The sequence below is a fragment of the Janthinobacterium sp. BHSEK genome (assembly GCF_056174685.1).
Genome location: NZ_JBWBYV010000048.1, coordinates 1 through 24,391 on the forward strand (window position 1 = coordinate 1; position 24,391 = coordinate 24,391).

At 64.0% G+C, this 24,391-nt stretch carries 25 protein-coding genes; 12 read left to right on the forward strand and 13 right to left on the reverse strand.

What is annotated here, in order from left to right:
- On the forward strand, window positions 1-103 hold a 103-nt coding region (locus AC0V2Y_RS17060; RefSeq protein ID WP_475418353.1), incomplete at its 5' end, for a PEP-CTERM sorting domain-containing protein.
- 98 nt (window positions 104-201) lie between these two features.
- Here AC0V2Y_RS17060 and AC0V2Y_RS17065 read toward each other — a convergent pair.
- The 7 genes from AC0V2Y_RS17065 to AC0V2Y_RS17095 all read right to left on the reverse strand — a co-directional run bounded on the left by AC0V2Y_RS17065 (window position 202) and on the right by AC0V2Y_RS17095 (window position 7,782).
- Window positions 202-1,245 carry a histone deacetylase family protein gene (locus tag AC0V2Y_RS17065; protein WP_475416950.1) on the reverse strand — a complete coding sequence of 348 codons (1,044 nt, stop codon included), beginning with the start codon at window positions 1,243-1,245 and terminating at the stop codon, window positions 202-204.
- Between the two features lie 19 nt (window positions 1,246-1,264).
- The gene (gshA, locus tag AC0V2Y_RS17070; RefSeq protein WP_475416951.1) at window positions 1,265-2,866 is read right to left on the reverse strand and encodes a glutamate--cysteine ligase; all 1,602 of its coding nucleotides are present in this window, start codon (window positions 2,864-2,866) and stop codon (window positions 1,265-1,267) included.
- A gap of 214 nt (window positions 2,867-3,080) precedes the next feature.
- Window positions 3,081-3,911, reverse strand: coding sequence for a peptide chain release factor N(5)-glutamine methyltransferase (prmC, locus tag AC0V2Y_RS17075; protein ID WP_475416952.1), 831 nt, complete (start codon window positions 3,909-3,911; stop codon window positions 3,081-3,083).
- A gap of 10 nt (window positions 3,912-3,921) precedes the next feature.
- Window positions 3,922-4,392 (reverse strand): disulfide bond formation protein B, encoded by a 471-nt coding sequence (locus tag AC0V2Y_RS17080; protein ID WP_475416969.1) that lies wholly within the window; start codon window positions 4,390-4,392, stop codon window positions 3,922-3,924.
- A gap of 184 nt (window positions 4,393-4,576) precedes the next feature.
- Window positions 4,577-5,653 carry a peptide chain release factor 1 gene (gene prfA, locus AC0V2Y_RS17085; protein ID WP_475416953.1) on the reverse strand — a complete coding sequence of 359 codons (1,077 nt, stop codon included), beginning with the start codon at window positions 5,651-5,653 and terminating at the stop codon, window positions 4,577-4,579.
- Window positions 5,654-5,737: 84 nt separating this feature from the next.
- Entirely contained in the window at window positions 5,738-7,012 is a 1,275-nt protein-coding gene (gene hemA / locus AC0V2Y_RS17090; protein WP_070313089.1) for a glutamyl-tRNA reductase, read from the reverse strand.
- Window positions 7,013-7,092: 80 nt separating this feature from the next.
- Window positions 7,093-7,782, reverse strand: a complete 690-nt coding sequence (locus AC0V2Y_RS17095; protein WP_046681910.1) for a response regulator transcription factor — start codon at window positions 7,780-7,782, stop codon at window positions 7,093-7,095.
- A 168-nt stretch (window positions 7,783-7,950) separates the two neighbouring features.
- Between AC0V2Y_RS17095 and AC0V2Y_RS17100 the strand changes: the two genes are divergently transcribed.
- On the forward strand, window positions 7,951-8,454 hold the full coding sequence (locus AC0V2Y_RS17100) for a hypothetical protein (RefSeq protein WP_070313088.1): 504 nt from the start codon (window positions 7,951-7,953) through the stop codon (window positions 8,452-8,454).
- Between the two features lie 14 nt (window positions 8,455-8,468).
- On the opposite strand, the gene minE is transcribed toward AC0V2Y_RS17100, so the two are convergent.
- From minE to AC0V2Y_RS17120, 4 genes are all read right to left on the reverse strand, one after another.
- Window positions 8,469-8,720 (reverse strand): cell division topological specificity factor MinE, encoded by a 252-nt coding sequence (gene minE / locus AC0V2Y_RS17105; RefSeq protein WP_034752886.1) that lies wholly within the window; start codon window positions 8,718-8,720, stop codon window positions 8,469-8,471.
- Window position 8,721: 1 nt separating this feature from the next.
- Entirely contained in the window at window positions 8,722-9,537 is an 816-nt protein-coding gene (gene minD / locus AC0V2Y_RS17110) for a septum site-determining protein MinD (RefSeq protein ID WP_034752889.1), read from the reverse strand.
- A 37-nt stretch (window positions 9,538-9,574) separates the two neighbouring features.
- On the reverse strand, window positions 9,575-10,324 hold the full coding sequence (gene minC / locus AC0V2Y_RS17115; protein WP_475416954.1) for a septum site-determining protein MinC: 750 nt from the start codon (window positions 10,322-10,324) through the stop codon (window positions 9,575-9,577).
- A gap of 229 nt (window positions 10,325-10,553) precedes the next feature.
- Window positions 10,554-12,746 (reverse strand): 5-methyltetrahydropteroyltriglutamate--homocysteine S-methyltransferase, encoded by a 2,193-nt coding sequence (locus AC0V2Y_RS17120; RefSeq protein WP_475416955.1) that lies wholly within the window; start codon window positions 12,744-12,746, stop codon window positions 10,554-10,556.
- 118 nt (window positions 12,747-12,864) lie between these two features.
- On the opposite strand from AC0V2Y_RS17120, the gene AC0V2Y_RS17125 reads away from it, so the two are divergent.
- The 5 genes from AC0V2Y_RS17125 to AC0V2Y_RS17145 all read left to right on the forward strand — a co-directional run bounded on the left by AC0V2Y_RS17125 (window position 12,865) and on the right by AC0V2Y_RS17145 (window position 18,296).
- Window positions 12,865-13,773 carry a LysR substrate-binding domain-containing protein gene (locus tag AC0V2Y_RS17125; RefSeq protein ID WP_475416956.1) on the forward strand — a complete coding sequence of 303 codons (909 nt, stop codon included), beginning with the start codon at window positions 12,865-12,867 and terminating at the stop codon, window positions 13,771-13,773.
- Between the two features lie 129 nt (window positions 13,774-13,902).
- Complete coding sequence (locus AC0V2Y_RS17130; RefSeq protein ID WP_475416957.1) at window positions 13,903-14,388, forward strand: phasin family protein; 486 nt, start codon at window positions 13,903-13,905, stop codon at window positions 14,386-14,388.
- 222 nt (window positions 14,389-14,610) lie between these two features.
- Window positions 14,611-15,789, forward strand: coding sequence for an acetyl-CoA C-acetyltransferase (locus AC0V2Y_RS17135; RefSeq protein ID WP_034783723.1), 1,179 nt, complete (start codon window positions 14,611-14,613; stop codon window positions 15,787-15,789).
- Window positions 15,790-16,002: 213 nt separating this feature from the next.
- Window positions 16,003-16,743, forward strand: coding sequence for an acetoacetyl-CoA reductase (gene phbB, locus AC0V2Y_RS17140; protein ID WP_086137253.1), 741 nt, complete (start codon window positions 16,003-16,005; stop codon window positions 16,741-16,743).
- A 119-nt stretch (window positions 16,744-16,862) separates the two neighbouring features.
- Window positions 16,863-18,296, forward strand: coding sequence for a hypothetical protein (locus tag AC0V2Y_RS17145; RefSeq protein ID WP_475416958.1), 1,434 nt, complete (start codon window positions 16,863-16,865; stop codon window positions 18,294-18,296).
- On the opposite strand, the gene AC0V2Y_RS17150 is transcribed toward AC0V2Y_RS17145, so the two are convergent.
- Window positions 18,233-18,853: a LysE family translocator gene (locus tag AC0V2Y_RS17150; protein ID WP_475416959.1), complete on the reverse strand. Its 621-nt coding sequence runs from the start codon at window positions 18,851-18,853 to the stop codon at window positions 18,233-18,235. The genes AC0V2Y_RS17145 and AC0V2Y_RS17150 overlap by 64 nt on opposite strands.
- Before the next feature lie 152 nt (window positions 18,854-19,005).
- Between AC0V2Y_RS17150 and AC0V2Y_RS17155 the strand changes: the two genes are divergently transcribed.
- The 4 genes from AC0V2Y_RS17155 to AC0V2Y_RS17170 all read left to right on the forward strand — a co-directional run bounded on the left by AC0V2Y_RS17155 (window position 19,006) and on the right by AC0V2Y_RS17170 (window position 21,574).
- A complete protein-coding gene (locus AC0V2Y_RS17155; RefSeq protein ID WP_034752896.1) occupies window positions 19,006-19,488 on the forward strand; it encodes an Lrp/AsnC family transcriptional regulator in 483 nt (160 codons plus the stop codon).
- A gap of 78 nt (window positions 19,489-19,566) precedes the next feature.
- Window positions 19,567-20,523 (forward strand): prolyl aminopeptidase, encoded by a 957-nt coding sequence (gene pip, locus AC0V2Y_RS17160; RefSeq protein ID WP_475416960.1) that lies wholly within the window; start codon window positions 19,567-19,569, stop codon window positions 20,521-20,523.
- A 112-nt stretch (window positions 20,524-20,635) separates the two neighbouring features.
- Window positions 20,636-21,076, forward strand: coding sequence for a DUF2721 domain-containing protein (locus AC0V2Y_RS17165; RefSeq protein WP_034783716.1), 441 nt, complete (start codon window positions 20,636-20,638; stop codon window positions 21,074-21,076).
- Window positions 21,077-21,118: 42 nt separating this feature from the next.
- A complete protein-coding gene (locus AC0V2Y_RS17170; protein WP_034752899.1) occupies window positions 21,119-21,574 on the forward strand; it encodes a hypothetical protein in 456 nt (151 codons plus the stop codon).
- A 15-nt stretch (window positions 21,575-21,589) separates the two neighbouring features.
- Here AC0V2Y_RS17170 and AC0V2Y_RS17175 read toward each other — a convergent pair whose 3' ends face one another.
- Complete coding sequence (locus AC0V2Y_RS17175) at window positions 21,590-22,171, reverse strand: SRPBCC family protein (protein WP_475416961.1); 582 nt, start codon at window positions 22,169-22,171, stop codon at window positions 21,590-21,592.
- A gap of 159 nt (window positions 22,172-22,330) precedes the next feature.
- On the opposite strand from AC0V2Y_RS17175, the gene AC0V2Y_RS17180 reads away from it, so the two are divergent.
- Window positions 22,331-24,376, forward strand: coding sequence for an oxidoreductase (locus AC0V2Y_RS17180; protein WP_475416962.1), 2,046 nt, complete (start codon window positions 22,331-22,333; stop codon window positions 24,374-24,376).
- Window positions 24,377-24,391 lie beyond the last annotated feature (15 nt).

The window sequence follows — 24,391 nt, forward strand, 5'->3', positions numbered from 1 at the left end:
TTCTCCGGCGCCCGTTCCTGAACCAGCGGTCGCGTTGATGCTGCCCGCGGGCCTGGCGCTCATGTACCTTGTGCGGGGACGCCGCCGTAACACTTCAGCATAAGCCCGCCTTGTCCGCTGCGCCGGAAAACGCATCCGGCAGCCTGGGCCGTGAGCAGCCGCACACGGCCTTGTTGTACACAAAGTCACATCGTCAGACGCTTAGTCTGCCGTCTCGAAGCCTTCCAGCACGTTCACCACATTGATGCCGATTTCCTTCACCGCATAGCCGCCTTCGAGGATGAAGGCGGTGGGCAGGTTCAGATGCGCCAGGCGTTCGCCCACGCGCAGGTAGTCGCCGCTTTGCAGGGAGAAATGCGACAGCGGGTCGCCGGCGAACGTATCCACGCCGAGCGAGACCACCAGGGCGTCGGGTGCATACATCTTGATGCGCAGGCAGGCCGTCTCCAGCGCGGCGAACCAGCTGGCCGTGGATGTGCCGGCCGGCAGCGGCAGATTGACGTTGTAGCCGAGTCCCGCGCCGCTGCCCGTCTCGTCGGCGTGACCCAGGTAAAACGGGTATTCGCTGCGCGGATCGGCGTGGATGGAGGCGAACAGCACGTCGTCGCGTCCGTAAAAGATGCTTTGCGTGCCGTTGCCGTGGTGGTAGTCGATATCGAGGATGGCGACCTTGCGGGCGCCGTCGTCGAGCAGGTGCTGCGCGGCCAGGGCCGCGTTGTTCAGAAAACAGTAGCCGCCAAAGAAATCGCTGCCCGCGTGATGGCCGGGCGGGCGCGTCAGGGCGAACGTGGCCCGCTCGCCCAGGCGCAGCGCGTGGGCCGCGTTGACGGCGCAGTCGGCGCCCGTCTTGGCCGCCGTCCAGGTGCCCGCCGTCAGCGGCGTGCCGTTGTCCATCGAATACAGGCCCAGCTTGGCCGTGAAGTCGTCCGGTTCGATGTCGCTGCGCAGGGTGCGCACGGGCCACACGGATGGCAAGGCGTCCTTGCTGGCGTTGTCGGGGGCTAGCGCCAGCCAGTCGTGCCAGGCGTGGCGCAGGAAATGCAGGTAGCGGGGCGTGTGGATGCGTTCCAGCGACGTCAGCGGCACGCCGTGCGGCGTGACGATGCGGCCCAGGTTGCGCCGCCCCAGCTCGGCCACCACCATGTCGGCCCGCTCCGGTGTCTCGAAGCAGGGCACCATGGCGCCGCGAAACATCTCGAAGCGGCCCCGGTGCTGGCCGTGCAATTCATTGTAGAAGGTCAGCATCGGGGCGTTTTGCGCAAGGTCAGGTGTGCGAGCACAGGGTGCTGGCGCGGTAGGCGGCGACGAAATCGTCGAAGCTGCCGGCTGGTGCCGCTTCCATGGCGCGCTGCTCGGCCAGCGAGCTTTCCGCCAGCTGGTCGAAGTACGCGCTTTGCTCGGGTGTGGGCGGATGCGCGCGGAACCAGGCGGCGTGGCGTTCGCTCTGGCGCAGGCCGAAGGCGGCAAACGAGCCGCCGTTGGCGCGCAGCTCGGCCAATACCTTTGCCGATGGCGTCGCGTCCGGGTCGGCCAGTTTACGGGCTTGCGCCGCCAGGCTGTCCGCATGCTGCGTGCCGCCATGGCGCGCATCGAGCAGGGCCGCCACAGGCGCGATACGCGCCAGCAATTCCTCGCCCCAGGCCTGCAAGCGGATTTCCTCGCCATCGCGGCGCAGGGTCAAGCCCGGCTTGCGGCCTTCCTTGACGGTGCGGGCGAAATTGTGCGTGTAGCAGGCGCTTTGCTCGGCAGAAATCGGCGCGCTGTCGTCGAGCGCGCAGAACAGCAGGAAGGCGTCGAGGAAGCGGCCCGTTTCCAGGCTGATGCCCACCGGTTCGAACGGGTCGACGTCCATGCAGCGCACTTCGATGTATTGCACGCCGCGCAGGCACAGGGCCTGGATGGGGCGCTCGCCCGTGCGGATCACGCGTTTCGGGCGGATGGTCGAATAGTATTCATTTTCGATCTGCAGCACGTTGGTGGACAATTGAATCCACTCGCCATCCTGCTTTGTGCCCAGCGCCGCATACGGCGGATACGGGTCGTTGACGGCGTGCGTGAGCGCGTTGACGTAATCATCGAGACTGTTTTCGTGCGGGCGCAGGCCGGACTGGGCGTCGTTCTGGTAGCCGAGGTCACTCATGCGCAGGCTGGTCGCGTACGGCAGGAACAGGGTGTCGTCGGACAAGGTGTCGAGCTTGTGCGCGCGGCCGCGCAGGAAACCGGCGGACAGGGCCGGCGAAGCGCCGAACAGGTACATCAAGAGCCAGCTGTAGCGGCGGAAATTGCGGATCGTCGCCAGGTAGCTTTCCGACTGCACGTCTTTCGGCGTCGCGGCCGCGTGCGCCGCGCTGGCGCGGGTGTCCGGATGGCTGGCCAGCACTTGCCACAGCTGTTCGTCCAACGAATAGTTGTAATGGATGCCGGCGATGCATTGCATGGCCTTGCCGTAGCGCAATGCCAGGCCGCGCCGGTAGACGTGCTTGAGCATGCCCATGTTCGAGCTGCCGTAATTGGCGATCTCGATATCTTCCTCGGGCGGCAGCTGGCAGGGCATCGACTGGCTCCAGAGCAACTCGTCGCCGAGGCGACTGTAGGCATGGCGGTGCACGGTATCGAGCTTGTCGAGCGTGACGGCGATGTCGGCTTCCGCCGGGGTGATGAATTCGAGCAGCGCTTCGGCGTAGTCGGTGGTGATTTCAGGGTGCGTCAGCGCCGAGCCCAGGGCGGCGGGGTGGGGCGTGGAAGCCAGATGGCCGGCATGGTCGACGCGCAGGGTTTCACGCTCGATGCCGCGCAAGCCGCCCAGTAGCGCGCGGTTGGCATCTTCGGTCAGCAATGCCAGGCGGCGAGTCAACAGGTTGGGCAATTTGAGCTTCCTTTCTTGTGCAGCATATAAATAATTTGTGCTGAGATTAACCGAATTTTGGCAAATGCGTCGGCGCCGGCCCAAAAAACGCCGCGTCGCCAGCGTCCGCCCCGGGGAACGGTGACGGCGCTTCGGTCAGGAATTCGCTTGATATTTTAACAAACTGCGGGGGATCTGGCGCGCCGCCGGGTCAAGCTTTGCGCAGGTGGCAACGTCAGCCCAGACGGGCGCCGCTGACCCGTTCGATGCCGGCCAGGTCGCGCCAGCTTTGCACCTTGTTGTAGCCGGCAGCGGCCAGCAGCTCGCGCACGGATGCCGCCTGGTCGTAGCCGTGTTCCATCAGCAGCCAGGCGCCCGTCGCCAGATGGCGGGCGGCGCCGGCAACGATGGTGTGCAGGGCCGACAGGCCGTCCGCATGGTCGGTCAGCGCGCCTGCCGGTTCGAAGCGCAGGTCGCCTTCGGCCAGGTGGCGGTCGCCGCTGGCGATGTAGGGGGGATTCGAGACGATCAGGTCGAACTTTTCCGTGCCCAGCGCTTCGAACCAGTCGCTGGCCATGAAGGTGATGTTGACGCCGTTGGCGCTGGCGTTGCGGCGCGCCACGGCCAGCGCCGTGCTGCTCACGTCCAGGGCCGTGACGACGGCGTCGGGCCGCGTATGCGCCAGGGCGACGGCGATGGCGCCGCTGCCCGTGCCCATGTCGAGCACCCGTCCGCCGGGCGGCAGGCGCTCCAGCGCCAGTTCCACCAGCACTTCCGTGTCGGGGCGGGGGATCAGCACGGCGTCGTTCACCTCGAACGGCAAGCCGAAGAATTCGCGCTGGCCGACGATATAGGCGATCGGCTCGCCTTGCAGGCGGCGCGCCAGCAAGCCCGACAAACGCTCGGTTTCATCGGGAGTAAGGACTCGCTGCGATTGCGTGATCAAGCTGACGCGCGACAGGCCCAGCACGTGGCCGAGCAGGATGCGGTTGTCGAGCGGGTCGAGCAGCGGACGGATTTGCAGGGCGCCGACAGTGCTGCCGGCGGGGATCAGTGTTTCTGGCATGAATAGTCTATTATTTTTTGCGGCGCAGCAGTGTCCACAGCAGGCCTACGGTAAAAATGGCGAACCAGGCGAACGCCCATTGCGGGATCGACAGGCCGAAAAACGGCTCGCCGGCGTTTTCGCAGGCGCCATACGATTCAAACATGAAGGGCATGAGTTCGGCCGTGAAGACCTTGTTCAGCGCCGTTTCCACCGGGTCGATGCCGCACGAGAAGCCGGGATTGGCCAGCACGTACAGATGCTTGGCGCCCACGCCCAGGCCGCCCAGGGCCGCCAGCACACCGACGCCGGCGCCGATCTTTGGCTTGTTCGCGGCCGCGCCGGCCAGGCAGGCGATGCCGATGGCGAGGAACAGGTAGCGCTGGATCACGCACAGCGGGCACGGCGCCATGTGCATGGCGTGCTGCAAATACATGGCCACGCCCAGCATCAGGAAACACAGGGCGGCGATCGACAGGAGGACGGTACGTGAATTTTTCATGGGCGACACGGTGAGGTGGATGGAATCGAGCTGGTCATTTTCGCACAAGGGCCGATTTTTATTGCTTAGCCGCTACTTAAAGCTGTCGGCTTACGCGCTGCGCGCTAAGCCGACCTACAAATTGCGGCGTAGGTCGGCGTAGGTCGGCTTAGCGCAGCGTAAGCCGACACAACGGCGCCAGTGTTTAGTCGCCTAAAGCAGCCAGCAGCTCCGCCTGATGCTCTGCCGCCAGCGCATTCGTCAGCTCCGTCAAATCCCCATCCATGATGAAGTCCAGTTTATATAACGTCAGGTTGATGCGGTGATCCGTCAGGCGGCCCTGCGGGAAATTATAGGTGCGGATGCGCTCGCTGCGGTCGCCCGAGCCGATCAGGCTCTTGCGCGTGGCCGCTTCCTTCGACTGCTGCTCGCGCAATTGCACGTCCTTGATGCGCGCGGCCAGCACTTTCATCGCCTGCGCCTTGTTCTTGTGCTGGCTGCGGTCATCCTGGCATTCGACGACGATGCCGGTGGGCAAGTGGGTGATGCGCACGGCCGAATCGGTCTTGTTGATGTGCTGTCCGCCCGCGCCCGAGGCGCGGTAGGTGTCGATGCGCAGGTCGGCCGGGTTGATGTTGACGTCTTCCACTTCGTCCGCTTCCGGCATCACGGCCACCGTGCAGGCGGACGTGTGGATGCGGCCCTGCGTTTCCGTGGCCGGCACGCGCTGCACGCGGTGGCCACCCGACTCGAATTTCAGCTTCGAATACGCGCCATTGCCGACCACGCGCACGATCACCTCGCGGTAGCCGCCCAGGTCGGAATCGGACGAGGACACCAGCTCCACCTGCCAGCGGTTGCGCTCGGCAAAGCGCGTGTACATGCGCAGCAGGTCGCCGGCGAACAGGGCCGACTCGTCGCCGCCGGTGCCGGCGCGAATTTCCAGGAAGATATTGCGCTCATCGTTGACGTCCTTCGGCAGCAGCATGGTCTGCAATTCGCGCTCGAGCCGCGCCATGGTGGCCTTGGCTGCCTCGATCTCCTCCTGGGCGAATTCCTTCATGTCCGGATCGCCCAGCATCTCTTGCGCCGTGGCGATGTCGTTGCCCGCTTCCTGGTAGGAACGGTACAGGGCCACCAGCGGGCCCAGCTCGGCATGTTCGCGCGTCATCTTGCGGTAGCTGTCCATGTTCGACGTGGCGTCCGGGTGCATCAGCAGTTCGTCGAGTTCGACCAGGCGGTTCGCCAGTTGATCGAGTTTGGCCAGCATGGATGGTTTCATAGCGATTCGCGGTAAAAGAGTATAGGGATGATGCAAGCCCGGCAGGCGGGCAGGGGGCGGCCTTGGGCGGCCAGCGGGGCTGCGCTAACGGCGGGGGCGGAACAGTTTCGGCAGCAGGGTGACCAGCTGTTTGCGCTCGTCGCCCTGCGCATGGTGCAGCGCCTGCTGCGGACCGTGCAGGAACTTGGCCGTCAAGCCTTTCGACAGCGCTTCGAGCACGGCGTCGATATCGGCACCCTTGGCCAGCATCTTGCGCGCCCGTTCCACTTCCAGCAGGCGCAAGGTTTCGCTGTTTTCATGCAGATGCTGGATGACGGGCACCATGGCGCGGTCGTCGACCCAGCTCATGAACGATTGCACGCGCGTCTCGATGATGGCTTCGGCTTGCGCCACGGCCGCCTGCCGGCTTTCCAGGCCCGTCTGCACGACCTTGCCCAGATCGTCGACCGTGTACAGGAAGACGTCGTTCAAACGGCCCACTTCCGCTTCGATGTCGCGCGGCACGGCCAGGTCGACCATGAACATGGGCTTGTGGCGGCGCGCCTTGATGGCGCGCTCGACCAGGCCCAGGCCCAGCAGCGGCAAGGACGATGCCGTGCACGAGATGACGATGTCGAACTGGTGCAACTGCTCGGGCAAATCCGCCAGGCGGATCGCCTTGCCGTTGAAACGGTGCGCCAGTTCCTCGCCCCGTTCCATGGTGCGGTTGGCAATGGTGATGCTTTTCGGGTTTTGCGCGGCAAAGTGCGTGGCGCACAATTCGATCATTTCGCCGGCGCCGATGAACAGCACGTTCTGCTCGGCGATCTTGTCGAAGATGCGCTGCGACAGGCGCACGGCGGCGGCCGCCATGGACACGCTGTGGGCGCCGATTTCCGTGCTGCTGCGCACTTCCTTGGCCACCGAAAAGCTGCGCTGGAACAACTGGTGCAGATACGTGCCCAGGCCGCCCGCCTCGTCGGCCGTGCGGATGGCGTCCTTGATCTGCCCCAGGATCTGCGTTTCGCCCAGTACCATCGAGTCGAGCCCGGAGGCGACGCGGAAGGTGTGGCGCACGGCATCGTGCTGCGGCAGCATATACAAGTGGGGGCGCAGCTCGCTGTAGTTGAGCTGGTGGTAGTCGGCCAGGAAATGCGCGCCCGCGTCGAGCGGATTGGGCACATGGCTGGCCGCATACAGCTCGGTGCGATTGCAGGTCGACAGGATGGCCGCCTCGTCGTTGTCGCGCAAGTCGATGCGCTGGAACCAGGTGCGCGCCGCCATCACCGCCTGGCCCAAGTGCTCAGGCGCAAACGCCAGCTGTTCGCGGAGCGACACTGGGGCGGTGGTATGGTTGAGACCGACGGCGAGCAGTTGCATTTCAGGGCTGTTGGATGACTTATGGCGACATTATAACGCTTTGTGCCTGCGCTTTGAGCAGGTCAGCCGTTTGCCGCCGTTCAGCCGCCCAGTTTTTCCAGTCGATAACCATAACTGTAGACGGGCACGAGCCGGTAGCCGTGTTCCGGTTTCAGCTGCAGCTTGTTGCGCACGCGCGAGACGTGCGTATCCATGGTGCGCGAGGGCAAGGCCGTGTCGCGCTGCCACACGGCTTCGTGGATGTAGGCGCGCGACAGGGGACGGCCCAGGTTGCGGAAAAACAGCAGCGCCAGGGCGAATTCCTTGTGCGTCACGTCCAGCACTTCGCCATCGCGCAACAGGCGGCCGGGACGGGTCTCAAACGTGTAATGACCGAATTGCAAGTATTCGGCGCCATTCTGGGCCGGGTACGCCACGCGCAGCAGCGCCTGGGTGCGCAAGGTCAGTTCGCTGCGCCGCAGGGGCTTGATCATGTAATCGTCGGCGCCGGCCGTCATGCCCGCCACCACGTCGTCTTCGCCGGAACTGTTGGTCATAAACAACACGGGCGCCTTCGGCGCCAGTTTTTCCCGGGCACGGCGCAAGACTTCCGCGCCGTCCAGATCGCTCACATGCCAGTCGAGGATGAGCATGTCGCAACTGTCCTTGCGCAGTTGCCCCAGCATTTCCTTGCCACTCTGAAACTCGTGGCAAGCGTGGCCGGCGGCGGTGAGCACCTGGCAGATCAGTTCTGCCTGGCTATGGTCGCTATCGAGTACGGCAATTCGCATAATGGGCTGGAGTGTGTAGCAACAAACAGACGGTCTGCTCTGCTTATCGTAATGTTAAGGAATGCTCAAGTGAAATATAACAGAGATTGCAACTGTGTCCAGTGAAATCGGAGGGCTGACCCTTTACGTTACACTTGTTCATCTACCCTTACTAGCGGAGAAGCGGCCATGCCAGACAAGAGCACTACCGATTGGACCCTGATACCGGCCAGTCGTGCCGAAATCGAGCAAGTGCGCGAGCGTTGCCGGCGCCTGGTGCAGCGGCGCGCCATGATGTCGGCCGGCGCCTCGGCCATACCCATTCCCGGCATCGACCTGATGTCGGATGTCGGGCTGTTTTCCATGCTGATCAACGATATCAACCACGAATTCGGCCTCACGCCCGAGCAGATCGAGCGCCTGAACCCGCAGTTCAAGATGATGGCCTACCGCGCGGCGGTGGGCATGGGCGGCATGCTGGTAGGAAAGTTAGTGTCGCGCGAACTGATCCTCCACCTGCTCAAGCGCAGTGGCGTCAAGATTGCCACCAAACAGGTGGCGCGCTTCGTGCCGTTCGCCGGCCAGGCAGTGGCGGCGGCCATCGGCTACGCCGTATTCCGCCAGATCGGCAACCAGCACGTGAATGCCTGCGCCGCGGTGGCGCAGGAATTGCTCACGGTCAGGCCGGAGTAAGGCCGGATTAGAGCTTACGCGTCCGGCAGCACCACGTTCACGTCGAGCACCTCCAGGTTGCCCTGGCGGTCCAGCGAGATCTTGATGTCGTCGGCATTCACCTTGGTGTACTTGGAAATGACGGCGATCAATTCCTTGTGCAGGGCGGGCAGGAAGTCCGGACCATCGCGTCCGCTGCGTTCGCGGGCGATGATGATCTGCAGGCGTTCCTTGGCCGCGGTGGCCGTCTTCGGCTTGGGGGGGAAGAGGAAAGAAAGCAAGGCCATATCACTTCGCCCCAAAAATGCGCTGGAGTAATCCAGGCTTTTCATAGTTGGTAAAGCGCAACTCGACCTCTTCGCCGAGGAAGCGCGAGACCACGTCTTCATAGGCTTGCGCCACGTCCGTGCCCGTGAAATGGATGGCCGGATTGCCCTGGTTCGAGGCGGCCAGCACTTGTTCCGATTCCGGAATGATGCCCACCAGCGGGATGCGCAGGATTTCCTGCACGTCCTGGTAGGACAGCATTTCATCCGACTCCACGCGTTTCGGCGAGTAGCGGGTGATCAGCAGATGTTCCTTGACCGGTTCGCCGCCCGTCTGCGCGCGGCGCGACTTGGCTTGCAGGATACCGAGGATGCGGTCCGAATCGCGCACCGACGACACTTCCGGGTTGGTGACGATGATGGCTTCGTCGGCAAACGTCAGCGCCATCAGCGCGCCATGCTCGATGCCGGCCGGCGAATCGCAGATGATGAACTCGAAACCCATGTTGATCAGGTCGTTCAACACGCGTTCCACGCCTTCTTCCGACAAGGCATCCTTGTCGCGCGTCTGCGACGCGGGCAGGATGAACAGGTTGTCGCAGTGCTTGTCCTTGATCAAGGCCTGGTTCAGGGTCGCTTCTTTATTGATCACATTGATCAGGTCGTAGACGACGCGGCGTTCGCAACCCATGATCAGGTCGAGGTTGCGCAGGCCCACGTCGAAGTCGAGCACGGCTGTCTTGTGGCCGCGCATGGCCAGGCCAGTGGAAAAGCTGGCGCTAGAGGTCGTCTTGCCGACACCGCCCTTGCCGGACGTCACAACAATAATTCTTGCCACAAATAATCCTTTTCAGATATCTCTTGAATTGTGCAGCTTAAGAGCGGTTCACGGGAGTGACCGGATTGACAGAGTGTATATCGATTCTGTCTCCAGCCAAACGAATTTGCGCGGGCCCGCGCGCCATTTCCGCGGGGAAACCATCCTCGAACGTGCGGTACACGCCGGCGATCGAGACCAGTTCCGGTTCCATGGCCAGCGCGAAGATGCGCGCCTGGGGATTGCCCGAGGCGCCGGCCAGCGCGCGGCCGTACAGCGAGGAATACACGTGGATGCTGCCGTCGGCGATGATTTCGGCGCCATTGTTGACGACGGCGGTGATGATCAGGTCGCAGCCGCGCGCATAGATGCGCTGGCCGGCCCGCACGGGCGTGTCGATCACCATCACTTGCGCGTCGGCGCCCGCCTGGGCGGCCGCCGTGGGGATATCCTTGGGACCATCCTTGGGCGGCGCATCGTCGCGCGTCTTGCCGCTGTCGAGGCTCAAGCCTTGCGCCAGGATGGCGTCATGCATGTCGGCCGGCGCATTGCGCACGGCCACGGCATTCAAACGGTATTTTTTCAGCAGGGCCACGAGGGCGGCCCAGTCGATGGGGACGCTGCCGGGCGGCAAGGCCGCCACGTCCAGCACGGCCAGGTCGTCCTCGAAAAAGTCCGCCACGCCTCCCGTCATGTCGCGCAAGGCGGCATCGAGTGCCTGCGTATCGGCGCTATGCAGAATGGCGGAGACTGCAACGACGGTGGAAATCTTGATTTCGATAGGCTTCTGCGACGGGCTTTTGGACATAAACATTTATCAAAGTGAAACTGCGGCAGGCCAGATGTTCCGTACGGCAACAATGGGAGCAGTAAATTTCTTGCATTCTACTGCAAAAAAATCAGCATCAGGGGCCTGGCGCGTGCTATTCCGCAGGGCAACACCTACTTCATGTCAAAAAAAACGGGCGGCGCCCCGGAAAACCGCTGCGCCGCCCTGCAAGCCGCCGAGAATGCGCCCTGGCGGCGCTGGTCCAGGATTAAGCGGCGCGCATCTGCCGTGCCGCCGCCACCATGTTTTTCAAGGCCGCCTCCGTTTCCGCCCAGCCCCGCGTCTTCAAGCCGCTGGCTTTTTGCAGCAATGTCACCATGTCGACGGTCGAGGGAATCCGCGGTGAATGGATGCCGTACACGTCGGGGCCGATTTCGTTCGGGTACCGGAACTGGCCTGAGCCCGTCAGCAGTTCCATGTCGGAGCGGCTCGTCTCTATCGTGGTGACGTCGGCGTCCATGGCGGCGATCTGCGGCAGGACGTCGTTGAACTGCGCATGGCATATGTGGGTGTGGATCTGCGTCGTGTCGCCGACCACCGAGGCGGCGATGCGGAAGGCGCGCGCGGCCCAGTCCAGGCAGGCGTCCCGCTGGCTGCGGCGCAGCGGCAAGCCTTCGCGGATGGCCGGCTCGTCGATCTGGATGATGCCGATGCCGGCCGTTTCCAGGTCTTCCACCTCGTCGCGGATGGCCAGGGCGATCTGCAGCGCCGTGGCGGCGCGCGGCTGGTCGTCGCGCACGAACGACCATTGCAAGAGCGTCACCGGGCCCGTCAGCATGCCCTTCACCGGTTTGCCCGTCAGGCTTTGCGCGTGCACCGTCCATTTGACAGTCATGGCGGCGGGGCGCTGCACGTCGCCATAGATGACGGGAGGTTTCACGCAGCGCGAGCCGTACGATTGCACCCAGCCGTGGCGCGTGAAGGCGAACCCGTCGAGCTGTTCGCCGAAGTAGTCGACCATGTCCTTGCGTTCCGCTTCGCCATGTACGAGCACGTCCAGGCCCAGCGCTTCCTGGCGCCCCACGGCGTGGGCGATTTCGGCGCGGATGGCCGGCCTCTGCGGGAAGGAGCCGATGGCCGTCGTCGGGAAATCGGGTAACTGGAAACGCGCGTGCTGCATGGCCTGGCGCTGCGGGAAGCTGGAATCGCGGCGGTCCACGGTGGGCGTGAGCGCTTGCAGGCGCTGCGCGACCGCCGCACGGTGCACGCGGGGGCTGGCGCGGCGGCTGGCGATGGCACGGCGGGACCTCGCCAGCGCGGTATCGTCGGGACGGCCTTCCAGCGCACCTTTCAGCAGGGACAGTTCCGCCAGCTTTTCCGTGGCAAACGCCAGCCAGCTCTTGATGTCGCCATCGAGCTCCGTCTCCGCCTCCAGGCTGAACGGCACGTGCAGCAGCGAGCACGACGGCGCCAGCCACAGGTGGCCGTGGCGCTTGGCCGCCAGCGGCTGCAGCACGGCCAGGGCCGCGTCGAGGTCGGTGCGCCAGATATTGCGGCCATCGACGATGCCGATCGACAAGACTTTATGCGCGGGCAGCCAGTCCGTTACGCTGATCAATTCATGCGGCGCGCGGATGCCGTCCACGTGCAGGCCGGCCACGGGCAGGCGGCACGTCAGGCTGAGGTTTTCTTCCAGCGGCGAGAAATACGTGGCCAGCAGGATATTGACGCCCACCTGGTTCAGCTGCCAGTAGGCGCTTTCAAAGGCACTGCGCCACGCATGGGGCAAGTCCAGGCCCAGGATCGGTTCGTCGAGCTGCACCCACGTCACGCCTTGCTGCTTCAGGCGGTCGAGCAGGGCGCCGTAGACGGGCAGCAATTGTTCCAGCAGGGCCAGGCGGTGGAATGCCGACTCGCCCGCCGTCTTTTCCTTGCCCAGCCACAGGAAGGTGAGGGGGCCGATCAGGGCCGCCTTGACCTGGTGGCCCAGCGCCTGCGCCTCGGCCACTTCCGCCAGCAGGCGCTCGCACGCCAGCGAAAAGCGGGTCTGCGGCGACAATTCGGGCACCAGATAATGGTAATTGGTGTCAAACCACTTGCTCATTTCCAGCGCATGGCCGTGGCTGCAGCCGGCATGCTCCGCTTGGCTGGTACCGCCGCGCGCCATCGTGAAATAGCGCGACAGCGGCGATTGTTCCGCGCCGAAATCAAAACGCGCCGGCTCGCAGCCCAGCAGCTGGATATGGCTGGCCACCTGGTCGTAGAAGGCGAAGTCGCCCACGGTGACGTAGGCCAGGCCCGCGTCGCGTTGCTGCGCCCAGTGGCGTGCGCGCAATTGTTGAGCCGTCGCTTCCAGGGCCGCCTCGGACATCTCGCCGCGCCAGTGGCTTTCCAGCGCCGATTTCAGTTCGCGCGCGGCGCCGATACGGGGAAAGCCAAGGATGTGGGTACGAATGGGCATGATGTCATCGAGATTTAATGTGAATGCGCTAGAGTGTGCGGCAACTTGATCTATAATCAAAACGAAACATTTTACCGAATAACATGAAAATAATTCACGCACTGATCTCATTTTCCCGATGCTAGAAATCCGCCACCTGCGCACCCTGAGTGCGCTGCGCTCCTCCGGCAGCCTGGTGCGCGCCGCGCAATTGCTGAATCTGACCCAGTCGGCGCTGTCGCACCAGATCCGTTTGCTGGAAGAGCGCTATAACGCACCCTTGTTCGAGCGCAAGTCGATGCCGATCGCGTTTACGGCCACGGGCAGCCGGCTCCTGGCCCTGGCCGACAAGCTGCTGCCCGAGATCGAGTTGGCCGAGCGCGACGTGGCGCGTTTGTCGCAGGGCGACAAGGGGCAGCTGCGCGTGGCGCTCGAGTGCCATACCTGTTTCGACTGGCTCATGCCCGTGATGGATGCGTTCCGCCAGCGCTGGCCGGAAGTGGAGATCGATCTTGTCTCCGGCTTTCACAGCGAGCCGGCGGACTTGCTGCGCTCGGGCGAGGCGGATCTCGTGATCGGCTCGCCGTACGGTCCCGACTTCACCGTGTTTCCCCTGTTCCGCTTTGAAATGCTGGTGGTGATGGCGCAGAAGCACCGGCTGCAGGCGCAGCGCCGGCTGATGGCGGCCGACTTTACGGGCGAGACCCTGATCACCTATCCCGTGCCGGAAGAGCGCATCGACCTGATCCGCGAAGTATTGAAGCCGGCCGGCATCGTCTTCGAGCGCCGCACGGCCGAACTGACGGTGGCCGTGCTGCAACTGGTGGCGAGCCGGCGCGGCATCGCCGCCTTGCCGAACTGGGCCATCAAGAATTACGTCGATTACGATTATGTGGTGGCGCGCCCGGTGGGCGAGCATGGCTTGTGGAGCGATTTGTACGTGTCCGTGCCGGAGCCGTTGCAGGACAAGGCGTACGTGCGCGATTTCGTCAGCGTGATACGCGAGCAGTGCGCGGCCTCGCTCGACGGTATCAAGTTGTTGTCCTGATCAACGTTGAATTGGAAACAAACCAACAGCAAAGCTTGATAAATATCAAGGTTCAGTAATGAACCACCGCTTACAGTTGAGTACTGTGCGGCGCAACATGGCGTCGCCTACTCTTTGGGGAGGAACGACATGTTTTCATTTTCCGAACAATGGGCACTGGCTGGCAAGGCCGTGGTGGAAGCGCAATTGATCAGCGCGCAAGCGTATGCCCAGGCTGCCGTCGACAGCGGCGCCAGCGTGCTGGACTTGCAGCTCGACGCGGCCCGCGCGGCGCTGGCCGCCGCTACGGTAGCGGGCAATCAGCTGCTGTCCGTGAAGGATCCGCAAGCGCTGCTGCAGCTGTCGCGCACGCAGTCGCAACTGGCCATCGAACGCATCGGTGCATATGGCCGCCAGGCAAAGGATGTTGCCCAAGAAACCCAGGAGAAATTCGACACCGTGACAAAGGGTGAGTTTGCTGCATCGCGGCAAAAATTTGGCGAGCTGTTGCAGGTGGTAAAGCAAACGCCCGTGCCCCTGATTATTCCCTTCAATAATTTTCTAAAAACCACTTTCGGCGGCGCCGATGAAGGGTATGATAAAAATAAAAACACGCATCCTGCGCGCCAGGCCTAAGCGTGTTGCGGCCCGGCAGCGGCTATCCGCCGCGCCAGGTTGCCCGCCGCCACCGCAAGCAGGCCGTCATCGTCGCCGCCTGCGGTGCGGCGCTGGAACTGCGGCGCATGCCGCGCTAGAATGAAACGCAGCTTGCTGCGTCTTCCCGGATTCACTGGATTCCAATTGGATTCTATTAGCACCTTGACCTTGGCCCTCGTGGCCTGCATATCGGAGAAATAAATGGATGATGTCGTAATCGTGGCCGCCGGCCGTACCGCAGTCGGCAAATTCGGTGGCAGTCTGGCCAAGATTCCTGCGTCCGAACTGGGCGCGCATGTAATCAAGGGCTTGCTGGCACAAACCGGCATCGACCCGAACCTGATCGGCGAAGCGATCCTGGGCCAGGTGCTGACGGCCGCCGTCGGCCAGAACGCCGCGCGCCAGGCCGTCATCAAGGCTGGCTTGCCGAGCAGCATTCCCGCTTTTACCATCAACAAGGTGTGCGGCAGCGGCCTGAAGGCCACGCACCTGGCGGCGCAAGCGATCAAGTGCGGCGACGCCAACATCATCATCGCCGGCGGCCAGGAAAACATGAGCGCCTCGCCGCACGCGATGAACGGTTCGCGCGACGGTTTCCGCATGGGCGACTTCAAGATGATCGACACCATGATCGTCGACGGCCTGTGGGATGTGTACAACCAGTACCACATGGGCATCACGGCGGAAAACGTCGCCAAGAAATACGAAGTGACGCGCGCCGAGCAGGATGAATTCGCGTTGCAGTCGCAACTGAAGGCGGAAGCGGCGCAAAAGGCGGGCAAGTTCAAGGATGAAATCCTGCCGCTGGAAATCGCCAACAAAAAAGGCACCGTCGTCTTCGACAGCGATGAATACATCAAGCCCGGCTCGACCCTGGAATCGCTGGCCGGCCTGCGCCCCGCGTTCGCCAAGGACGGCACCGTCACGGCCGGCAATGCTTCCGGCCTGAACGATGGCGCCGCCGCCGTGATCATGATGTCGGCCTCGCAAGCGAAGGAACTGGGCTTGAAGCCGCTGGCGCGCATCAAGGCCTACGCCTCGTCGGGCCTGGACCCGGCCGTCATGGGCATGGGTCCCGTCTCTGCCTCGCGTCTGTGCCTGAAAAAGGCCGGCTGGACGCATGAAGAGCTGGACTTGATGGAAATCAACGAAGCGTTTGCCGCGCAAGCGATTGCCGTCAACAAGGAAATGGGCTGGGATACCAGCAAGATCAACGTGAACGGCGGCGCGATCGCCATCGGCCACCCGATCGGCGCCTCGGGCGCGCGCATCCTGGTCACCCTGATCCACGAAATGATACGCCGCGACGCCAAGAAAGGCCTGGCCGCGCTGTGCATCGGCGGCGGCATGGGCGTGGCTCTGGCGATCGAACGCGACTAGTGGTGGACAATCGAACTTGACCTACTGCGCGTCGCGATTTGCGGCCTGCGATGCTCGCCGTGCTGGAAGCACGGTTGTGCTTCTTAGCCACAACTCGCTGCCGCTCGCTACGGTCAGGTTCGATGTAATCGGCCGCTGGATGGATCGGCGGTATGGATCGCTTCAACTAAATTATTAACTTTTTAGCAATAGAACGACACTGAGGGGATGAAAATGGCAAGAGTTGCATTGGTAACTGGTGGCATGGGCGGTTTGGGCGAAGCGGTCTGTTTCAAGCTGGCGGCGCTCGGCTATCGCGTGGTGACGACCTATTCCCCGGGTAATCCGAAGGTCGCGGAATGGCTGGCGACGACCAAGGACATGGGCTACGACTTCAAGGCGTATCCGTGCGATGTGGCCGACTACGATTCGGCCGCGGCCTGCGTGGCGGCCGTGGAAGCGGAAATCGGTCCTGTCGACGTGCTGGTGAATAACGCCGGCATCACGCGCGACATGACGTTCAAGAAGATGGACAAGACGAACTGGGATGCCGTGATGAGCACCAACCTCGATTCCGTCTTCAACATGACCAAGCCCGTCTGCGACGGCATGGTGGAACGCGGCTGGGGCCGCATCATCAATATCTCGTCCGTGAACGGTCAGAAGGGTGCTTTCGGCCAGACCAACTATGCGGCCGCGAAAGCGGGCATGCATGGCTTCACCAAGTCCCTGGCGCTGGAAGTGGCGCGCAAGAACGTCACCGTCAACACCATCTCGCCAGGCTACATCGGCACCAAGATGGTCATGGCGATTCCGCAGGAAGTGCTCGACAGCAAAATCATCCCGCAAATTCCGATGGCGCGCCTGGGCAAGCCGGAAGAAGTGGCCGGCCTGGTCGCCTACCTGGCTTCCGATGAGGCAGCGTTCGTCACGGGCGCGAATATCTCGATCAACGGCGGCCAGCACATGTCGTAACCGGTATTGAGGTACAACAGAAAAGACAGCTGCGGCTGTCTTTTTTTATGCTTGCCAGCAAAACAAGAGGGGCGCCGGATTTGCCTTAGAATCAGCGTTTCTTCAACGCATCATCCTCCATGACTCTTGTTCCCGCCTTGCGCCGCGCCAGCGTGGCCGCCATCCTTCTTCTGGGCGCCAGCGTGGCCCAGGCCAGCGTCGCATTCCATGTCACGGTGGTTACCGAGCGTGTCAACCAGCCCGGCGCGAAAACCAGCTTGCCGGCGCGCGATATTCAGGAAAGCGACGTCGTGCTGGGCCCGCATTACCTGAGCGTACGCGATGGCAAGCGCTTGTCCGTGCTCGATTTCGCCACGCGCCGCCGGCACGTCATCGATATGGCGGCCGCCACCTACGACACGTATTCGCTGTTCGACGTGGCGGGCTTGCGCCGTATCGAGATCGGCCACCGCAAGGGCATGGCTGGCGTGCTTGAGGCGGGCGGCTTGCAAGCCCACGTCACGCCGTCCGTGTATGAAGAGCAAGCGCTGTCCGTGCTCGCTGGCAAGCGGCATGGCGCGCTCGTGCCCCAAGTGCTCGACGGCGCGGTGCTGTGGTCGCTTGACGGGCAGCCCCTGCTGCGCCTGGGGATAGCCGGCAGCCCCGTCAGCGGCGACGATACCACGGTCTTTGCCCAGTACCTGCGCTACACCTGGGGCGGCCACCCGCTGCTGCTGAAGATGCTGGCCGATGGCAAGCGCATTCCCGCCGACTTCACCTTGCACTACCAGGAGGTGGGCGGCACGCTGACGCGGCAGTTCCGCATCAGCGCCATGACGGCGGGTGCGCCCTCCACGTATTCCCTGGCCGCCTACCGGCCCCGTCCGCTGGCGGCCGATGCGCCCCCGCTCGAGCGCGTGCTGGCGCAGGCGCTGCTGCTGCCGCCGCCGGGACCCCAGGCCCACCCTGCGTTGCGGGCCGAGGCGGAAAAACTCTTTGCCGCAGACCAGCCCTTCGAGGCTTTCTTGACCATGCTGGAAGATCATTTTTCCACGGGCGAACTGGTCGACAAGCTGTCGCCCCAGCAGATACTGGCCATGCAGGAATGCGAACCCATCCATGATTTGACGCGGGGATTGCTGGCCAAGGACCAGGAGGGTATCGCGGCCGCGCTGGCCAGCGTGCAGGAGTTGAGAAAGCAAACGGGGCTGGCGCAGCCCGTCTTGGCCTTGTTCGAAGGGAATTTGCGCGCCAAGCTGGGGCAGTGGCCGCAAGCGACGGCCTTGTATCTGCAAGTGCTGCAGGCAAAACCGCAGATGGCGGCCGTGTACCAGGACCTGGGCGACGCCTTGCTGGCGCAGTTCGATGCGGCCAATGCCTGGCGCAGCTGGGATGCGGGGAGGGCCATGGCGCCGGCCTTGCGGCAGTTTCGCAAGGTCAACGACCTGGAACGCAACCTGCTGCGCGATGACCCCGCCTTCTTTGCCGGCGGCGCGCCGCCGCTGACAGATCAGCCCAGCACCAGCCGTCCGGCCAGCAAGACGAAGACGGTGGGCAGCACGAACTTGCCGTAAGGCGAAGGTTTGCCGCGCAGGCGGCGCGCCAGACGGGCGGCCAGCACGGCGTAGATGGCGTCGAACAGCAGGCCCACCAGCACCAGGATGGCGCCCAGGCGCAGGTATTGCAGGCCGACGCTGTCGCCGCCGGCGACGAACTGCGGCAGGAACATGCTGCAAAACAGCAGTGCCTTCGGATTGAGCAGATTCGTCAGGAAGCCGCGCACCAGGCTGGCGCGGGCGTTGTGCGCCGTGGCGGGGGCGGCCGTTTCCTGGACCGTTTTGGTGGACAGGGCCGATTGCAGCAGGCGCAGCGCCAGGTACAGCAGGTAGGCGGCGCCCGCCCATTTGACCCACTGCAAGGCTTGCGGATGCGTCACCATCAACGCCGCCAGGCCCGCGCCCGACAGCGCCACGTGCACGGCGCGCGCGCCGGCGATGCCCACGGCCGTCACCAGCGCCGTGGCCACGCCGCGCGCGGCGCCCGTCGCCAGCACCAGCGCCATGTCGGGTCCCGGCAATAAAAAGGCGCCGGCCAGTGCCAGCAGGTACATCAGGAAGGTAGAATCGGACATGGCTCAGTCGAAAAGAAAGCGGGAGCATGCGCACGCTGCAGCCTGCTCGCCGGGCCCCATTATGTTCTTGTCGCGATGAAATGTGCTTGCTTTTCCTGCCCTGCATGCCCTAGTATTTGGGTAGATTCCACTCGTATAAAAACAAAAATTAGATGAAAATTTCAGAAGTTAGCCTCGACGCCACCGATTTGCAGATACTCAGGCTGTTGCAGGATGAAGGACGGCTGTCGAATGCGCGCCTGGCCGAGCGCTTGAAACTGAGCGAAACCCCCGTCTGGCGCCGTCTGCGCCGCCTGGAAGAGGAAGGGTTTATCACCGGCTACCAGGCTTTGCTCAACCGCAAGAAGCTGGGTATCGGCCTGGTTGCGTTCGTACGGGTCGTGTTCGCCAACCATGGCGGCGAGCAGCCGTCGCAGTTCGAGCAAGCCATCGCGACCATTCCCGAGATCTTGTCGTGCCACAATGTGGCGGGCGAAGCCGATTATTTCCTGCAAGTGGTGGCGCGCGACCTGGAAGCGTATGGCGAATTCGTCTCGACCGTGCTGCGCCGCCTGCCCGGCGTGGCGGAAATCCAGTCCAGCCTGTCGATGCGCGAAATCAAGTCGTCGAACCGCCTGCCCCTGCTGTTGGCCTGAGCCGGCGGCGGCGCACTATAATTGGAACAGTTGCCAGGAATCGTGCCTGGCGCCCTGACCGCCATTCCAAGGACCGCCATGCCCGATTCTTTGTCCCCCCTGTTTCCCGCCCTGATGCCGAACCGGCACGGCATGCTGGCCGTCGATGACATCCACACCATTTACTGGGAAGAGTGCGGCAACCCCGACGGCATTCCCGTGCTGTTCCTGCATGGCGGGCCCGGCGCGGGCCTGTCGCCGCAGCACCGCCGCTTCTTCGATCCGCAGCGTTACCGCGTGATCCTGTTCGACCAGCGCGGCGCCGGCAAGTCCACGCCGCTGGGCGAATGGCGCAACAACACGACGCAGCTGCTGATCGAGGACATCGAACGCTTGCGCGCCCAGTTCGGTATCGCCCAATGGCTGGTGTTTGGCGGCTCGTGGGGCTCGACCCTGGCGCTGGCGTATGGCCAGGCGCATCCGGCGGCTTGCCTCGGTTTCGTGCTGCGCGGCATTTTCCTGTGTACGCAGGCGGAAATCGACTGGTTCATCGAAGGCGTGCGCTGGTTCTATCCGGAACTGTACGCGGAATTCGCCGCCCTCATTCCGCTCGAGGAACGGGGCGACCTGCTGGCCGCCTATGTGAAGCGCATTCTCAGCAGCGACCCCGCCGTGTACTGGCCGGCGGCGCGCGCCTGGAGCCGCTTCGAGGGCCGCCGCGTGTACCTGATGCCGCAGCCGGAAGATGCGCCGAACGATGCGCTGGACCTGGGCGTGGGCCGGCTCGAATCGCATTACATGGCCAATCTCGGCTTCTTCGAGGAAGACCAGCTGATCCGCAACATGGGGCGCATCGCGCATTTGCCGGCCGTTATCGTGCAGGGCCGCTACGACGCCATCTGCCCGCCGCTGTCCGCCTACCGCCTGCAGCAAGCCTGGCCTGGTTCCCAGCTGGAGATGATCCCGGACGCGGGCCATGGCGCGCTCGAGCACGGCATCGCTTCGGCGCTGGTGCGCGCCACCGAGCGCTTCGTACCGGGGCGCGGCTTCGCATGACCTTGCAACGCGCCGGTTGGCAAAGCGGCCAGCCGGCGTGCGCCACCTGCTACACTATGGCCTGTGCTGGCGCCACGGTCGGGCGCCGGTGTGAACCCACGACTTTTTATCCATGAACATACAGATCGGCGACATCGGCCATATCATCCAGCTGGCGATTGCGCCGGTTTTCCTGCTGACCGGTATCGGCACCATGCTGGTGGTGCTGACCAACCGCCTGGGCCGCATCATCGACCGCACGCGCGTGCTGGAAGACCGGCTCGACATCGGCTACAACGATTTCTATATGGATGAGCTAGATACGCTGTATCGGCGCACCCATCTGATCAATTATTCGATTTCGCTGAGCACGGCGTGCGGTTTCTTCGTCTGCGTCATCATCGCCATGCTGTTTTTGGGCGATATTCTGAACCTGACCCTGGACAAATACATCGCGGCCTTCTTTGTGCTGGCCGTGATTTGCCTGATCGGCTGTTTTATTTATTTACTGCGCGAAATTTACTTGGCCGCCACGGCCCAGCGCATCCGGCGCCATATCCGCCCGCCCCGCTAGGCGGCGCGCCGGTCTACCCTACTATTGAAGAACGAGTCCAGCATGCACGATTACAAACGTCCCCCCACCCTGCACCGCTACGGCCAGCGCAGCGAACTCGAGCTGGCGCTGAGCCTGGGCCAGTTCCGCCTGGCGCCGGCGGGCAACTGCCTGACCCTGAGCTTTTCGCAAGTGTGGGACAAGCAACTATTCGACCTGTTCGCCCCGGCCGACGCCTGTCTGATCATCCACAATACGGAAGAATTCGGCGAACGCCTGCACCGCGCCGTGCAGCGCACCTTGCCCAGCTGGGCAGGCATCGATGGCCTGGTCGAATACGGCCAGCGCGCCGCCCTGGGCGCCGCCTTCACCAAGACGCGCGCCGAGGCGCCCGAGCAGGAATGGCTGTTCGCCTGGCGCTCGATGCAGCCGCAGGCCAGCCTGAACCCCGTCACGGTGAAGCTGGGCAGCCTGGAAAACTTCGCGGAAATCCGCGACCGCGACACGTATTTGGCGTAAGGCGCCTGGCCTGGGTTATCCGGCCTTGTCCGCGTACTGGCTGTCGATGCGGGCCAGCACGGCCGCCATCATGCGTTCGATATCGCCGCGTATCATGGTCGTGCCCAGCATGCCGGGCACATAGAAGCCCGGCATCAGCCGGCTGGAAAAGACGATGCGCGTGCCGCCCGTCTCGGGCACGGGAGACAGTTGCCAGCGCGATTCGTAATGCCGCATGTCGCCCGAGATCAGGGCGATGTCGATGGCCGTGAACGGCGTTTCCGTGGCCCGCACCACCAGGTGGATCGCATGGTTCATGAACAGGAAGCGCGCCATGCCCTGTTGCTCGATGATGACTTCATTGCCATTGCGCGACAGCACGCGGCAGGAACTGAGGTCGGGCACGAATTCACTCATGCGCTCGTAGGTGGTCAGGGTCTTCCACACGGAGGCCGGCGGCGCCAGCACGCTGCCGCTGGCATCGACTTCATACATGCGCTGCCCGCCGACCTCGATGCGCCGGACGTCGACCTTCAGCTTGTCCAGGCGTATCGCCTGCGCCAGCGCGGTGGCGGGGACGGCGCACAGCATCAGCAGGCAGAGGAGGAGTCGCTTCATGCCACCTAGCCTACGGGAAAGTACCGCCCGGCACAAGCTGTACGCATCGCCGGTCGGCGCGCGGGGCGATTTAGAACTCCCGGTCTAGAGAAAGTCGCTGCGGCAAGCGGCAATGCTTGCTACCGTACGGCCTGCAACCACCTTACCGGACCGATCACCATGACTGCCTATCCCCATCTGCTGGCCCCGCTCGACCTGGGTTTTACCACCTTGCGCAACCGCGTCATCATGGGATCCATGCACACGGGCCTGGAAGACCGTTTTTATCATTATGGCAAGCTCGCCGCGTTTTACCGCGAACGGGCGCGCGGCGGCGTGGGCCTGATCGTCACGGGTGGCATCTCGCCGAACCGGCAAGGCTGGCTGCTGCCGTTCGGCGGCACCTTGAATTTCCTTGGCGACGTGCCCAACCACCGCAAGGTGACGCGTGCCGTGCACGAGGAGGGCGGCAAGATCGTCATGCAGATCCTGCATGCGGGTCGCTACGGCTACCAGCCGTTCGTCGTTTCGGCGTCGGCCAAGAAATCGCCGATCTCGCCGTTCCGCCCCCGTCCCTTGAGCGAGCGTGGCATAGAGCGCACCATCTGCGACTACGTGCGCTGCGCGCGCCTGGCGCAAAAGGCGGGCTACGACGGCATCGAAGTGATGGGCAGCGAAGGCTATCTGCTGAACCAGTTCCTGTGCGCGCGCACGAATCTGCGCCAGGACCGCTGGGGCGGCACGATCGAGAACCGCATGCGCCTGCCCGTGGAGATCGTGCGCCGCATCCGCGCCGCCGTCGGCCCCAACTTCATCATCATGTACCGCCATTCCCTGCTCGACCTGGTCGAGGGCGGCAATACCTGGGACGACGTGGTGACGGTGGCCAAGGCGCTGGAACAGGCGGGCGTGACCATTCTGAATACGGGCTTCGGCTGGCATGAGGCAAGGGTCCCCACCATCGTCACCTCGGTACCGCGCGCCGCGTTTGCCAGCGTGGCGGGCCGGCTGCGCCGCGAAGTCACGATTCCCGTGGTGGCGTCGAACCGCATCAACATGCCGCACGAGGCCAATGCCATCCTGGAGCGGGGCGACTGCGACCTGGTGTCGATGGCGCGCCCCTTCCTGGCCGACCCTGATTTTGTCGCCAAGGCGGCAGCGGGCCGCGCGGACGAGATCAACACCTGCATCGGCTGCAACCAGGCCTGCCTCGACCACACCTTCGCCAACAAGCGCGCCAGTTGCCTGGTCAACCCGCGCGCCTGCCATGAAACGGAACTCGTGTACGCGAAAAAGGCCGTGCCGCGCCGCGTGGCCGTCGTCGGCGCCGGGCCGGCCGGCCTGTCCGCCGCCTGCGTGGCGGCCGAATGCGGGCACGAGGTGACGCTGTTCGACAGCAGCGACAGCGTCGGCGGCCAGTTCAAGGTGGCCATGCAGATACCGGGCAAGGAAGAATTCACGGAAACCATCCGCTATTTTGCGCGCCGGCTGGCGCTGCTGGAAGTCAAGCTGCGTCTGGGCCAGCGCGTCACGCGCGAGCAATTGCTGGCCGGCGGCTACGACGACGTCATCGTCGCCACCGGCATCAAGGTGCGCCTGCCGGCCATTCCCGGCATCGACCACCCGACCGTGCTGTCCTACCTGGACGTGCTGCAAGCGAAGAAGCCCGTGGGCGCGCGCGTGGCCATCATCGGCGCGGGCGGCATCGGTTTCGACGTGGGAGAGTATCTGCTGCATGACCCGGCGCACCCGCTGCCGCAACCGGTGGCGACGTGGGCGGGCGAGTGGGGCGTGGACTTGAACGCGGCGACGGGCGGCGGCCTGGTGCCGCCCGCCGCGCCGCATCCCGTGCGGCAGATCTTCCTGCTGCAGCGCAAGACGTCGAAAGTGGGCGCGGGACTGGGCAAGACCTCGGGCTGGGTGCACCGGGCGGCGCTGGCGCGCAACGGCGTGGCCATGCTGGCCGGCGTCACCTACGACAGGATCGACGACCAGGGCTTGCACATCACGGTGGGCGGCGAGCAGCGCCTGCTGGCGGTGGATAACGTGATCATCTGCGCGGGCCAGGACAGCTTGACGGAACTCATGCCGCCCGTCGGCAAGGATGGCAAGTCGCTTGCGTCGGGCGGCCCCCGTTTCCACAAGATCGGCGGCGCCGCGCTGGCGGCGGAACTCGACGCCAAGCGGGCCATCCGCGAAGGCGCGGAACTGGCCGCCAGCCTGTAAAAAAAAAGCCTGCCG

Excerpts from the sequence above, each read along its gene's own strand:
- AC0V2Y_RS17135 (WP_034783723.1), top strand. The coding sequence starts at position 14,611 with ATGGATGATGTCGTAATCGTGGCCGCCGGCCGTACCGCAGTCGGCAAA.
- hemA (WP_070313089.1), bottom strand. The coding sequence starts at position 7,012 with ATGCAACTGCTCGCCGTCGGTCTCAACCATACCACCGCCCCAGTGTCG.
- AC0V2Y_RS17175 (WP_475416961.1), bottom strand. The coding sequence starts at position 22,171 with ATGAAGCGACTCCTCCTCTGCCTGCTGATGCTGTGCGCCGTCCCCGCC.
- phbB (WP_086137253.1), top strand. The coding sequence starts at position 16,003 with ATGGCAAGAGTTGCATTGGTAACTGGTGGCATGGGCGGTTTGGGCGAA.
- minE (WP_034752886.1), bottom strand. The coding sequence starts at position 8,720 with ATGGCCTTGCTTTCTTTCCTCTTCCCCCCCAAGCCGAAGACGGCCACC.
- pip (WP_475416960.1), top strand. The coding sequence starts at position 19,567 with ATGCCCGATTCTTTGTCCCCCCTGTTTCCCGCCCTGATGCCGAACCGG.
- AC0V2Y_RS17130 (WP_475416957.1), top strand. The coding sequence starts at position 13,903 with ATGTTTTCATTTTCCGAACAATGGGCACTGGCTGGCAAGGCCGTGGTG.
- prmC (WP_475416952.1), bottom strand. The coding sequence starts at position 3,911 with ATGCCAGAAACACTGATCCCCGCCGGCAGCACTGTCGGCGCCCTGCAA.
- AC0V2Y_RS17145 (WP_475416958.1), top strand. The coding sequence starts at position 16,863 with ATGACTCTTGTTCCCGCCTTGCGCCGCGCCAGCGTGGCCGCCATCCTT.
- prfA (WP_475416953.1), bottom strand. The coding sequence starts at position 5,653 with ATGAAACCATCCATGCTGGCCAAACTCGATCAACTGGCGAACCGCCTG.
- AC0V2Y_RS17170 (WP_034752899.1), top strand. The coding sequence starts at position 21,119 with ATGCACGATTACAAACGTCCCCCCACCCTGCACCGCTACGGCCAGCGC.
- minC (WP_475416954.1), bottom strand. The coding sequence starts at position 10,324 with ATGTCCAAAAGCCCGTCGCAGAAGCCTATCGAAATCAAGATTTCCACC.
- AC0V2Y_RS17095 (WP_046681910.1), bottom strand. The coding sequence starts at position 7,782 with ATGCGAATTGCCGTACTCGATAGCGACCATAGCCAGGCAGAACTGATC.
- AC0V2Y_RS17180 (WP_475416962.1), top strand. The coding sequence starts at position 22,331 with ATGACTGCCTATCCCCATCTGCTGGCCCCGCTCGACCTGGGTTTTACC.
- AC0V2Y_RS17165 (WP_034783716.1), top strand. The coding sequence starts at position 20,636 with ATGAACATACAGATCGGCGACATCGGCCATATCATCCAGCTGGCGATT.
- AC0V2Y_RS17125 (WP_475416956.1), top strand. The coding sequence starts at position 12,865 with ATGCTAGAAATCCGCCACCTGCGCACCCTGAGTGCGCTGCGCTCCTCC.
- AC0V2Y_RS17155 (WP_034752896.1), top strand. The coding sequence starts at position 19,006 with ATGAAAATTTCAGAAGTTAGCCTCGACGCCACCGATTTGCAGATACTC.
- AC0V2Y_RS17065 (WP_475416950.1), bottom strand. The coding sequence starts at position 1,245 with ATGCTGACCTTCTACAATGAATTGCACGGCCAGCACCGGGGCCGCTTC.
- AC0V2Y_RS17100 (WP_070313088.1), top strand. The coding sequence starts at position 7,951 with ATGCCAGACAAGAGCACTACCGATTGGACCCTGATACCGGCCAGTCGT.
- AC0V2Y_RS17080 (WP_475416969.1), bottom strand. The coding sequence starts at position 4,392 with ATGAAAAATTCACGTACCGTCCTCCTGTCGATCGCCGCCCTGTGTTTC.
- AC0V2Y_RS17150 (WP_475416959.1), bottom strand. The coding sequence starts at position 18,853 with ATGTCCGATTCTACCTTCCTGATGTACCTGCTGGCACTGGCCGGCGCC.
- AC0V2Y_RS17120 (WP_475416955.1), bottom strand. The coding sequence starts at position 12,746 with ATGCCCATTCGTACCCACATCCTTGGCTTTCCCCGTATCGGCGCCGCG.